The sequence below is a fragment of the Tenacibaculum aquaeponti genome (assembly GCF_052084715.1).
GTDB lineage: Bacteria > Bacteroidota > Bacteroidia > Flavobacteriales > Flavobacteriaceae > Polaribacter.
In genome coordinates, this window is sequence record NZ_CP197288.1 from 24,855 (window position 1) to 38,054 (window position 13,200).

General features: G+C 30.2%; 9 protein-coding genes. 4 read left to right on the plus strand and 5 right to left on the minus strand.

Going from position 1 to position 13,200, the window contains the following annotated elements:
• Positions 1–6 precede the first annotated feature (6 nt).
• A complete protein-coding gene (locus tag ACSIGC_RS00135) occupies positions 7–387 on the plus strand; it encodes a hypothetical protein (protein ID WP_442266157.1) in 381 nt (126 codons plus the stop codon).
• A gap of 4 nt (positions 388–391) precedes the next feature.
• Here the strand turns inward: ACSIGC_RS00135 and ACSIGC_RS00140 are convergent, their stop codons facing one another.
• Together ACSIGC_RS00140 and ACSIGC_RS00145 are read right to left on the minus strand one after the other, a co-directional pair.
• Positions 392–1,099, minus strand: a complete 708-nt coding sequence (locus ACSIGC_RS00140) for a copper homeostasis protein CutC (protein ID WP_442266158.1) — start codon at positions 1,097–1,099, stop codon at positions 392–394.
• Positions 1,099–3,384: a beta-N-acetylhexosaminidase gene (locus ACSIGC_RS00145; RefSeq protein ID WP_442266159.1), complete on the minus strand. Its 2,286-nt coding sequence runs from the start codon at positions 3,382–3,384 to the stop codon at positions 1,099–1,101. Before ACSIGC_RS00145 ends, ACSIGC_RS00140 begins: the two co-directional genes overlap by 1 nt.
• 37 nt (positions 3,385–3,421) lie before the next feature.
• Between ACSIGC_RS00145 and ACSIGC_RS00150 the strand changes: the two genes are divergently transcribed.
• From ACSIGC_RS00150 to ACSIGC_RS00160, 3 genes are read left to right on the plus strand one after another with little or no spacing between them, the layout of a single operon-like run.
• Positions 3,422–6,370 carry a GH92 family glycosyl hydrolase gene (locus ACSIGC_RS00150; protein WP_442266160.1) on the plus strand — a complete coding sequence of 983 codons (2,949 nt, stop codon included), beginning with the start codon at positions 3,422–3,424 and terminating at the stop codon, positions 6,368–6,370.
• Between the two features lie 19 nt (positions 6,371–6,389).
• A complete protein-coding gene (locus ACSIGC_RS00155) occupies positions 6,390–7,382 on the plus strand; it encodes a N(4)-(beta-N-acetylglucosaminyl)-L-asparaginase (RefSeq protein WP_442266161.1) in 993 nt (330 codons plus the stop codon).
• Between the two features lie 6 nt (positions 7,383–7,388).
• Positions 7,389–8,705, plus strand: a complete 1,317-nt coding sequence (locus ACSIGC_RS00160; RefSeq protein WP_442266162.1) for a sugar MFS transporter — start codon at positions 7,389–7,391, stop codon at positions 8,703–8,705.
• 86 nt (positions 8,706–8,791) lie between these two features.
• On the opposite strand, the gene ACSIGC_RS00165 is transcribed toward ACSIGC_RS00160, so the two are convergent.
• From ACSIGC_RS00165 to prfB, 3 genes are all read right to left on the minus strand, one after another.
• Positions 8,792–11,575 carry a M16 family metallopeptidase gene (locus ACSIGC_RS00165; protein WP_442266163.1) on the minus strand — a complete coding sequence of 928 codons (2,784 nt, stop codon included), beginning with the start codon at positions 11,573–11,575 and terminating at the stop codon, positions 8,792–8,794.
• Positions 11,576–11,671: 96 nt separating this feature from the next.
• Positions 11,672–12,013: an arsenate reductase (glutaredoxin) gene (gene arsC / locus ACSIGC_RS00170; RefSeq protein WP_442266164.1), complete on the minus strand. Its 342-nt coding sequence runs from the start codon at positions 12,011–12,013 to the stop codon at positions 11,672–11,674.
• Positions 12,014–12,073: 60 nt separating this feature from the next.
• Positions 12,074–13,168, minus strand: a complete 1,095-nt coding sequence (prfB, locus tag ACSIGC_RS00175) for a peptide chain release factor 2 (RefSeq protein ID WP_442266165.1) — start codon at positions 13,166–13,168, stop codon at positions 12,074–12,076.
• Positions 13,169–13,200 lie beyond the last annotated feature (32 nt).

Consider the following 13,200-nt stretch of genomic DNA (forward strand, 5'->3'; position numbering starts at 1 on the left):
GTTAAAGTGGGATTAATAAATGTAATCAATAATGATTCTCTATATGAGTTATTAACTAACGATTTTCATTTTAAATATTATAAAGATGGAGTAGGGAAAGATAGAACAAAATCAATTAAAAATGATACTATAATTCTCTTAAAAAACAATCTTATTACACCTGAAATCATAAATAAAATAAATAAAAGTAGAATTTTACTTTTAGACAGCATGCAAATATGTGAGCTATCATTTAAGTATGATAGAGAGAAAAAGATAATGAGACCTTTTTTAGAAATGCTTTATGATGAAAAATTAAATAAAGTAGTATTTGAAATTAAGCATTTAGTACCACAATATCTTAATAATAATTATAAATGTATTGAGTTAGGTGAAAACGATTTGTAAGGGCTTAATTAAAAATTCTATTCATTAAATCTTTAATGATTTGATCATTCGAAATGGTTTGATCAGTATTTCCAAAACAATTGGCATTTTTATTTTTAGATTTTATTTTTTTAGAAGCAGAAGTATGAATTTCTTCTAAACCTATTTTTTTAAACAATTCAACATTATTAGGGGTAATTCCGCTACCAGCTAAAATGGTAATTTTATCCCCATATTTTTCATGTAAATCTTTAATTAGAGCTAAACCTTCCTCTGCAGTATTTTTTTGTCCAGATGTTAAGACACGATCTACACCTAAATCAATAAGTTGTTCTATTGCTTCATAAGGATCAGGAGTGATATCAAAAGCTCTATGAAAAGTAAAAGGAAGTGGTTTACTTAATTCTATTAACGCTTTTGTACGCTCCATATTTATAGTATTATCACTATGTAATACACCAGAGACAATTCCAGAAAAACCTAATTCTTTGCACAATAAAATATTTTCCTTCATTATTTTATATTCCACAGGGGAGAAATTAAAATCTCCACTTCTAGGTCGTATTAAAACGAAAGATGGAATATTTATATTGTTAGCTATAAGTTTTAATAAGCCATAAGATGGAGTAATACCTCCTAATTGTAATTCAGAACACAATTCAATTCTATGAGCACCAGCTTCTTGAGCATGAATAGCAGATTGATATGAATTAGCACAAATTTCTAGTTTCATTAGTTGATAATTATTTCGTCAATAAAAGTCCAAGCATTATATCCAGCCCCTTGTTTACCTTCAGGAATAATTCCATAATTTGGGATGTCAATAAAAACTTTTGAAGCTTTTACATTTTTAAATTTCACATGTACATTACACAATAAAGAATCTCGATTTTTTATGGGGGTAAAATCTTGTTGTTGTTTTATATTCTCAGTACTAACGAAATCAAATTTTATTTTTTTAGGAGCATAAATCCATTGTCCGTTTCCATTATGAAAACGAATTTTTATTGAGTTAATAGGAGTTAGAGTATCAAAATCTATTGAAATATTAACATCTTTTCCAAAAAAACCTAACCATTCTTTGTCACCATATCTTTTACTACTGCCAGAAATACCATTAATTAAAGCTTTAGCTCCTCCAGCATTATAAGACGGATGCGGATCTGTACTTAATGTTATTTTTTTTCCAATAGCTTTGTGTAAATTAATTTTAGTAGAAAAAAGTGAACTTATTTTTTTACCATGATTATCAAAAACTAATGCTTTGAGGTTAGTAGTTTTATTAATTATGATTGGATTTACATATACTGTCGATAAATTAGAAGTAGGTTCAGTTCCATCTATAGTATAAATAATTTTTTCATTATTAGAAGTAGAAAGTTGATACATAAGTTTTCCTTTTTTTTCTAATAAATCACCTTTAATTATATGTAAATTATTTGCGTAATTAATATCTTTTGCGTTAAATCTTTGTTGAAAATGTGTTAATCTCGCTATAAAATTAGCATATTTTTTTTGATTTTCACTAGACCAAAGTACTTCTGATAAAGCAATTGCTCTAGGAAAAACCATATACTCCACTTTTTCAGGGGTTTTCATATATTCTGTCCATACATTTCCTTGAGCTCCTAAAACGTATTTTTCCTCTTCTTTAGTCAAATCTTCAGGAATAGGATTAAAATGATATACTTTTTCTAATGGTAAATATCCTCCGATAGCCAAAGGTTCATTTTCATCTTCTGATTGATAATAGTCAAAATAACAATGAGAGGTAGGTGTAAGTATTACATGATGTTTTTCTTTAGCTGCTTTAACTGCACCTTTAATTCCTCTCCAAGACATCACAGTTGCATTTGGGGCTAAAACACCTTCTAAGATTTCATCCCAGCCAATAATTTGTTTCCCTTTACTATTAATGTATTTTTCCATACGAGTAATAAAATAACTCTGTAAGCCATGTTCATCTTTCAAGTTTTTTTCTTTGATTAATTGCTGACAAAAAGAAGATGTTTTCCATTTTGTTTTTGGAGCTTCATCTCCACCAATATGAATATATTTTCCAGGAAACAGTTCAACAATTTCATCTATAACATCTTCTAAAAATTTAAATGTAGTTTCTGTAGGGCAATATACTTCATCAAAAACTCCCCAAGTTGTAGCTACTTTTATAGGTGTGTCAGAACAACCTAGTTCTGGATATGCAGCAATAGCAGCTTGAGAGTGCCCAGGCATTTCAATTTCTGGAATAATAGTAACAAAACGTTCGCTAGCATAGGTTACAATGTCTTTTACTTCTTTTTGCGTATAATATCCTCCATATTTTTTTCCGTCGAATTGTTGTGGTTGGCTATTATAGTGTCCTATTAAAGTTTCATCTCTATAAGCAGCAATTTCTTGAAGTTTAGGATATTTTTTAATTTCAATTCTCCAACCTTGATCTTCTGTTAAATGCCAATGGAATGTATTGTATTTTAATGAGGCTATAACATCAATATATTTTTTTATAAAATCTACAGAAAAGAAATGCCTACCTACATCTAAATGCATTCCTCGATATTTAAATCTAGGTTTATCTTTTATTTTTATACAATGAATAGGAATTTCTTCTCCATTGTTCACCACAGGTATTAATTGTAATAAAGTTTGAACAGCATAAAAAGCACCTTTACTTGTCTTAGACCCAATAATTATTGAGTTTTCATTTATCTCAAGAGAATAACCCTCTTCATCTGTTATATTAGTATCAGTAACAAAGTTTATTTCATTTTCAGCAGAAGGACTATTACTGTGTAATTGTAATTGATCGTCAAGATAAGATCTCAAATATTTAATAACATTTTTAAATTCTGATTCACCAGTAACAAATGTATCTTTTGTAAGATTAAAAATACCTTCTTTTATTTCTTGTTCTAAAGGCACAGGTATAATATTTGGAGAAATAGGAGCATTTTTTGAGTTTTGTTTTGTACAGGTTAAAAAACAAAAACATAGAATTACTAAAAAGAGATACGACTTCATTTTATTATCTTAGGATTTTTAAAAAACAACAAACCAAATGAATTTTAGTAAACAGCTATTCATACTAATTATTTTTTTAATTGTTAGTTGTAAAAAGCGAGAAATTTCGCTTGCACAAGATACAAAATCGTTATTAACTTATGTTAATCCCTTTATAGGAACTGGTGGTCATGGACATACATATCCAGGAGCAACAATGCCTTTCGGAATGATGCAATTAAGTCCAGATACACGTTTAGATGGTTGGGATGGTTGTTCTGGTTATCATTATTCAGATGAATATATTTACGGGTTTTCACACACACATTTAAGTGGAACAGGTGTTTCTGATTATGGAGATATTTTATTGATGCCAACCAATAAAGTAATTTTCAATAATGGAGCAGATGGTAAAGAAGGTTACCGTTCTAAATTTTCACATGATAAAGAAAAAGCAGAACCAGGATTTTACAAAGTACATTTAGATGACACCGATATTAATGTTGAACTTACTGTTTCTAAACGTAGTGGAATGCATAAGTATCAGTTTCCTTCGACTGAAAATCAATTTGTCACAATAGATATTGAGCATAGAGATGAGTTATTAGAAGGAGTCATAAATTTTGAGATAGAGAATAATAAGATTATTAAAGGATACCGATTTTCAAAAGCTTGGGCTACAAATCAAAAACTTTTTTATTACATAGAATTTTCACATGCATTAAGTCCTGTTAAAATAAATAGTGAAGTATCAACTGTAGAGGATATTAAAGCTACTAAAGGAATCTCTTCATTTAAATTCATTAATCCAAATAATGAACCTGTTTATGTTAAAATAGGAATTTCTGCTGTGGATATAGAAGGAGCGAAAAAGAATCTAGAGCAAGAAATAGGAGATAAAACTTTTTCATCAGTTAAAAAAGAAGCTCAAGAAACTTGGGAAAAGCAATTAAGAAAAATAGTTGTTGAAAGTGATAATGAAGATTATAAAGTCAATTTCTATACATCGATGTATCACACAATGATTGCTCCGAATTTATATCAAGATGTTGACGGTCGTTATAGAGGAATGGATTTAAAAATTCATGAAACTAAAGATTTCGATTATTATACAGTTTTTTCTCTTTGGGATACTTATCGTGCAACTCATCCACTATACACGATTATTGAGCAAGATAGAACGAACGATTTCATTAATACATTTTTAGCAAAGTATGACGAAGGTGGTATTATGCCAATTTGGGATTTATCCGCAAATTATACGGGTTGTATGATTGGTTATCATGCCGTTCCAGTAATTGCAGATGCATATTTAAAGGGAATTAAAGATTACGATGTTGAAAAAGCTTTACAAGCAATGAAACATTCTGCGACAAGAGATAAATTAGGATTAAAATCTTATAAATCTTTAGGATATATTCCTGTTGAAGAAGAAAGTGAATCAGTATCTAAAACATTAGAATATGCTTACGACGATTGGACAATCGCTCAGATGGCTAAACAAATGGGAAAAGAAGAAGATTATAAAGAATACATTCAACGCGCACAGTATTACAAAAATGTCTTCGATCCGAAAACACAATTTATGAGAGGTCGATTCAGAAATACTTGGTTTGCACCTTTCGATCCGTATGAAGTAAACTTTAATTATACAGAAGCGAATGCTTGGCAATACAGTAATTATGTTCCACAAGATATTTCAGGGTATATTAAGTTATTAGGTGGAGCTTCTGTTTTAGAAAAGAATTTAGATACACTTTTTGCTGCTGAATCAAATACTTCAGGTCGTCACCAGAAAGATATTACAGGATTAATTGGTCAGTATGCACATGGAAACGAGCCAAGTCATCATATGGCGTATTTATATAATTATGTAGGAAAACCAGGCAAAACACAGGAGAAGATATATCAAATTCTTACAGAACAATATACCAATGCTCCAGATGGTATTTCTGGAAATGAAGATTGCGGACAAATGAGTGCTTGGTACATTTTTAATTCGTTAGGATTTTATCCTGTTACGCCAGGTTCTAACAAATATATTATTGGTACACCATTACTTAAAAAAGCTACAATTTATTTAGAAAATGGTAAAACATTTACAGTAGTTGCTGAAGGAATCAGCGATGAAAATAAATATATTAAAAACGCGAGATTAAATGGTAAAACTTTAGATCGAACTTTTATTAGACATGAGGAAATTGTAAACGGAGGTTCTTTAGAATTTGAAATGACAAATTCACCAAGTAATTGGGGAACTCAAGAAAATGCTTTACCAAAGAGTAGTATAGAAGATCATTTGATCGTTCCTGCTCCATTTATAGAAAAAGGAGAAGTTGCTTTTAAAGGAAATACTCAAGTTGTACTAGCAAATGCTGACACAAATGCTGAAGTGTATTTCAAATTAAATGATGGAGAATTTAAAAAATATGAACAACCGATTCAACTTTCAGAAAAAACAAAGTTATCAGCTTATGCAAAAATAGGGGAAACCAAAAGTGCTATTATTGAAACTAATTTTGTGAAAATTGATCCGAATATTAAAATTTCATTAGAAACAGCATATGCAAATCAATATAATGCTGGAGGTGATAATGCACTAATCGATGGAATAAAAGGAGCAAGAGATTTTAGAACTGGAACTTGGCAAGGATATTCTAATGTAGATATAATTGCAACTGTTGATTTAGGAAAAGAAAAATGGGTTGAAAGTATTAGTACAAATTATTTAGAAGATCAACGTAGTTGGATATTCTTACCAACATCGGTTGTGTATTATACTTCTGTTGATGGAAAATCGTATAAGCAAGTAGCTGACTTAAAAATTGATTCAGCAAAACCTAAAGAAAATACGAGTATTAAAGAAGTAACAATGCACCTGAAAGGAAGTAATGTTAGATATGTAAAAGTTGTAGCTAAAAAATTAGGTGATTTACCAGAATGGCATTTAGGATACAAACATAATGGCAAGTCTTGGATATTTATTGACGAAATAATGATAAAATAATAGAACTAAAGGAAGAAAAATGATAAATAAAGAAACGTTATTTAGTGTAGGTTTGTTAGCTACTGTCTTAATGACAGGTTGTAAAACAGAAAAAAAAACAGAAGAATCAGTAAAAGTTCAAACAGTTACCACCGTAAATAAACCTTTAGTAATTGCAACTTGGAATACACCAGAAGCAGTAAATGCTGCTGCTAAAGTTTTACAAAACGGAGGAACAGCTTTAGATGCAGTTGAACAAGGATGTAGAGTAGAAGAAGCAAATCCTAAGAATCAAACTGTAGGAATTGGAGGATTACCAGACCGAGATGGTTTTGTGACTTTAGATGCTTGTATTATGAATGAAAAAGGTGATTACGGAGCTGTAGTTGGTGTAGAAAATATTAAACATGTAATTTCTGTAGCAAGAAAGGTTATGGAAGATACACCTCACGTATTATTATCGGGGAAAGGAGCTGAGCAATTTGCGGTTTCAAAAGGATTTCAAAAAGAAGATCTTTTAACTGAAGCTTCTAAAAAAGCTTGGGAAGAATGGAAAGTGAAATCAGAATACAAACCGATAATCAATATTGAAAATCATGATACTATAGGAATGTTAGCGATGGATGCTGAAGGAAATCTTTCAGGAGCATGTACAACAAGTGGTTTAGCATATAAACTAAGAGGTAGAGTAGGAGATTCACCAATTATTGGATCGGGATTATTTATTGACAATGAAGTTGGTGGGGCTGTAGCTACAGGTTTAGGAGAAGAAGTTTTAAAAACAGTAGGGAGTTTTTTAATTGTAGAATTAATGCGACAAGGAATGTCACCACAACAAGCATGTGAAGAAGCTATTAAAAGAATAGTTACAAAGCCTAATAGTAATTTTAAAGACTTTCAAGTTTGTTATATTGCTATGAATAAAAAAGGAGAAATAGGAAGCTATGCTATTCATGAGTGGTTTAGTTTTAGTATGTTTGATACTAATGGATATAACAATATTAAATCAGATTTTTACTTAAAAGATAAATAATAACTTATGACAACAACCAATAAATCTTACAAAACAGCTTTTATATTTTTAACGACTTTATTTTTTTTATGGGGATTTATTACCGTATTAGTAGATTCGTTAGTTCCTCGTTTGAAGGATGTTTTCGAAATGTCTTATGCGAAAACAGTATTAGTTCAATTTGCTTTTTTTACAGCTTTCTTTGTTATTTCTGTTCCAGCAGGGAAATTGTTAAGTAAAATTGGATATAAAAAGGGAATTGTATTAGGTTTAACTATTATGGCTCTAGGTTGTTTATTATTTTACCCAGCTTCTTCTTATAGAAGCTTCTCCGTATTTTTAATAGGATATTTTACTTTAGCTGGAGGAATTACGGTATTACAAGTTGCAGCAAATCCTTATGTAGCTTTATTAGGAAATGAAAATGGAGCATCAAGTAGATTAAACTTATCACAAGCATTTAATTCTTTAGGAACTACTATAGCGCCAATTGTAGGAGCATTATTCTTATTAAGTGATACAGTAAAAACATCAGAAGAAATAGAACAATTATCAGAAGTTGCAAAATCTGAATATTATGCAGCAGAAGCTGCTACCGTGCAAACTCCATTTCTTTTTATTGCAGGGTTTATAGCAATTTTAGCATTGGTGTTTTCGTTTATTAAATTACCAAAAGTAATGGAAGAAAGTCCGAAAGGAGGTTATCTTTCATTATTAAAAAATAAAGTAATGTTATTAGGAGCATTAGGGATTTTTGTTTACGTCGGAGCTGAAGTTTCTATTGGTAGTTTTTTAGTGAATTATTTCCAAGACATGAACTTAGCAACTATCATTTCTCAGAATGAAACTATGATGAATATAGCAAATACTATAGCTAGTGTTTTTAATAAAACATTTTCAAATTCAGATCCAAAATCGTTATTAGGAATTTTTGTGATTTTCTATTGGGGAGGCGCTATGATTGGACGTTTTGTTGGAGCATATTTAACAAAAATTATCTCCCCAGGTAAGGTTTTGGCAATTTTTGCAATTTTGGCAGTTACAATGATTTTTGTTTCTATTTCTACAACAGGGTTGATTTCTATGTGGTCTATTTTAGCGGTAGGATTATTTAACTCTATTATGTTTCCAACTATTTTTACTTTAAGTTTAGAAGGATTAGGAGATTTAAAAGCACAAGCTTCAGGATTACTTTGTATGGCAATTGTTGGTGGAGCAATTGTACCTTTTATATTTGGAGGTTTAATAGATAGTTTTGGCTTTAAAACAGCATTTATATTAACATTAGTTTGTTATGCGTATATCTGTTATTTTGGAAGAACAAAAGCATTAGTGAAAAGTTAATTCATAATATTTAAAATAAATATTAATATAGAAAATCAAAAGCTCGCCATTGGCGAGCTTTTATAATATATGATAATATGTAAATCTTATTTTTCGGGATTTAAAATACCTAAAATTGGTCCATTAGAAAGATATTTCTTAGCTAATCTTTGAATATCTTTTGTAGTAATAGCATTTACTCTTTCTTCAAAAGTGAATACATCATCAGGATTGTCATTTGAAAAATCAATTCCTTGTATTGTATTTAACCAAAATCTATTCTTTTTAATATCTTCCTTATGATCGTTAATCATAGCTTTTTTAGCTTTTTCTAAATCTTCTTCAGAAGGACCATTTTTAATTAAAGACTCTACTTCTGCAATAGAAATATCTTTTAATTTATCTACATTTTCAGGAGCACAAGGGAATCCTATAGAGAAACTATAACTTCCATATGGTAATTTACTCATTCCGCTACGAGCTCCAGCAGAGTATACTCCACTTTCTTTTTCACGTAATTTTTCCGTAAGCTTAATACCAACAACTTCTCCTATAAAATCAAAAATTAAAGCATCTTTATCATTGTAATCAGCTTCTCCTTGGTATCTAATACTTACAGTACTTTTAGGATCTTTTCCTTTAGCAACGATTTTAGTATGAGATCCAGTTTTTGGTCGGAAACTATGTACTTTATAAGACTCTTTAGAATTTGTACTAGGTAAGCTAGCAATATATTTAGTAGCTAATTCAGTAAGTTTCTTTTCATCAATATTTCCAACGAAATAGAAATTAAAATCGCTAGCATCAGCAAAACGCTCTTGATACTTTTTATAAGCCAAATTATAATCAGCTGCTTCATATTTTTCAGGAGAAGGGAATCCACTGTAACGAGAGTTTCCTTCGTTCATGAAATCACCCATTTCTTTTTGGAAGAAAAATCTAGGGCTGGCTAAAACATTCCCTAAGAAACTTTTTTGCTTGTTTACAAAAGATTTAAATGCCTTTTCATCTTTATTTAAAGCAGTAAAATATAAGTGAACTTGTTGGAAAAGTTCTTCTAAATATTTAGGAGATGCACTTCCAGAAAAACCTTCACTAATACTACCAATATATGGTCGAACTCGTGCAATTTTACCAGACATCATTTTACTCATATCGTTTAAGTTGAAACCATTAATTCCAGCTTCAGTTAAACCTCCATTTGCAAAAGAAGTAGCTTTAAGTTCTTCGTCTGAATATAAAGAAGTTCCTCCATAGCTATATGCCGTAAATAAAACTTCATCGTTTTTAAAGTCAGTCTTTTTAAACGTAATTTTAGCACCATTACTTAAAACTAATGTTTTTGTACCTAACTTATCGTTAGAAGTAGTTTTAGTTACTGTTCCTGCAGTAGGAGCTTTAGTAATTAAAGAAGAAGCTACAGCTTTATCTTCATAAGGCTTTAACTCTTTTGTTTTTACATCGTTTAAAGCTTTTAACACTTGTGCTTCTGTAACAGTCTTTTTTGAACCAGTGATAACAACTACTCTGTTGTCGTCATGTAAGTAATTTTTAATTAAATCATTTACTTCAGATAATTGAATTGAAGGTAACATTTTAAGTGTGTTTTTATAACTCCACTCAACGCTAGCCACAGGTCTATCACCTAAAAAACCACTAACTAGTGATCCTACAATACGGTTAGATTCTCTTTTGTTTCTATCTTTAAAAGATTTTTCGATACGAGAAATAATATTCTTTTTAGCTCTTTCAAATTCTCCCTTTTGGAAACCAAAACGTTTTACTCTTTCGTTTTCAGTTAATAAAGCAGTTAATCCTTTTAATTGACCATCAGCACTTGTTCCAGCCTGAGATTGGAATGCTCCTCTGTCTTTAGCTAATGTTCCACCATAGTAACTAAATCCATAGGTAAATGGAGGGTTTTCACTATTTCTTAATTCGTCAAATCTATTGTTAATCATTTGATCGAATAAGTTGTTGATTAAAGATTTTCTGTAACCGTCTATAGTAGTAACTGGTTTTCTATCTTCACGATCTTTGTACATAATCTCTACACTAGAGAAAGGAGCTTCCTTATCTGCTTCAATAGCAATAAATGTCTCTTTGTGATTCTTTAAAGTGTAGTGTTCTTTTTTTCTTGGATTTTTAGACGCTGGAATCTTTGAAAAATAATCTTTTACTTTTTGCTCTAAAACAGCAACATCTGCATCTCCAACAGCGATAACAGCCATTAGGTCTGGTCTGTACCAATCTTTAAAGAAACGACGGATACTCTCATGTTTAAAGTTTTCGATGTTTTCTTTTGTACCGATAGGTAATCTTTTTGCGTATTTTGATCCATATGCAATTTTATCGATGTAGTTTTCTAACATTCTAGAGTTTGCATCTCTACGAGAACGATATTCTTCAAGAACAACACCACGTTCTTCATCAATATCTTTACCTTCTAATAATGCTCCATGAGCCCAGTTTTCTATAATTTGAAAACCTTTATCAAGTTTTGCTGGATCATCACTTGGGATAGGTAAAATATATACAGTTTGATCAAAACCTGTATATGCGTTTAAGTGTGCTCCAAATTTAACACCTATAGATTGTAAGTAATCAACTAATTCGTTTCTTTTAAAATCTTTAGTTCCATTAAAGTTCATGTGCTCCATAAAGTGAGCTAAACCTAATTGGTCTTCATCTTCTAAAACTGAACCAGCTTTAATTGCTAAACGAAGTTCTACTTTGTTTGCAGGTTTTGCATTTTGTTTTACAAAATAAGTTAAACCATTAGATAATTTACCTGTTTTAACAGAAGGGTCATTTGGGATTTTTGTAGACTGTGCTACTACTATTTGGGACACAAATAGTGCTAGTGTAAATAGTTTTACAGCTTTTTTCATAGTAAATTGAAGTATTAATAATTGACGCGAATATACGCTGAAAGCAATTTAATTTTGAACTTTCTCTGTTAATAAGTGTTAATATTTAAGAATCTGTTACAGAATTTCTAAAATTTTTTGTGGAGGTCTACCAATAACAGCTTTTTTATTGTGAATAACTATTGGTCTTTCTATTAATTTTGGATTTTCCACCATAGCTTTAACGATATCATTATCAGATAATTCTTTCCCTTTGTAGTTTTCTTTCCAAATACTTTCATTCTTTCGAACTAAATCAATTGGAGAAATATTTAAAAGTGTAATAATTTCAGTTAGTTCTGTTTCGTTTAAAGTGTCATTTAAATATTTAACTATAGAAAACTCTTTTTTACTTTCTTCAAGGATAGCTAATCCTTGTCTAGATTTTGAACATCTAGGGTTGTGATATATTTTGATCATATTTTTATAAATTAATTATTAAAGTGAATTATAAAAAGAAAATTTAGGGACTTCAGATTTTTAGTTCTCTTTCTGTCCCATCATCATTAGATAAGATTTTAAGAATGGGTTAATGTTTCCATCCATTACAGCATCTACATTTCCAGTTTCATGAGCAGTTCTAACATCTTTAACTAATTTATAAGGATGCATTACATAATTACGAATTTGGCTTCCCCATTCATTTTTTAGTTTATTAGCTTCAATATCAGCTCGAGCTGCTTGTCTTTTTTGTAGTTCAATTTCATATAATTGAGACTTTAACATTTGTAATGCAGTAGCTCTATTGTCGTGTTGAGATCTAGAATTAGAACATTGTATTTGAATTCCTGTAGGTTTATGATGTAATTGAACTTTTGTTTCTACTTTATTTACATTTTGTCCTCCAGCACCACTAGAACGAGCTGTTGTAATTTCGATATCAGCAGGATTAATATCTATTTCTATAGAATCATCAGCAACCGGATATACATAAACAGATGAGAAAGAAGTATGGCGTTTTGCATTACTATCAAACGGAGAAATTCTCACTAAACGATGTACACCGTTTTCACCTTTTAACCATCCGAAGGCATAATCTCCATCAATTTCAATAGTAACTGTTTTAATTCCAGCTGTATCTCCGCTTTGATAATTTAAAGTTTTTAATTTAAAACCTTGTTTTTCTGCCCACATCGTATACATTCGAGTTAACATTTCTGTCCAATCACAACTTTCAGTTCCTCCAGCTCCAGCTGTAATTTGTATAACAGCGCTTAGACTGTCACCTTCTTCGGAAAGCATATTTTTGAATTCAATATCTTCTAAGAATGTATTTGTCTTTTCAAATTGTTCCGTAATTTCATTCTCCTCAACATCACCTTCTTTGTAAAAATCATAGAGAACATTTAAATCTTCATTTAAAGCAACGATTTCATTATAATCATTAACCCATTTCTTTTTTAAACGTAATGATTTCATTAAAGTTTCAGCTTCCTTAGGATTATTCCAAAAATTAGGATCGGCTGTTTTTTCTTCTTCGTTAGAAATTTCAATTAATTTCTGTTCTATATCTAAATAACCTTTAAGTTTTTCTACGCGTTCACTTATGTTTTTTAACTGGTCGTGTGTAATCATAATGGCAAAAATAAGGTAAAAAAAAGATTTAG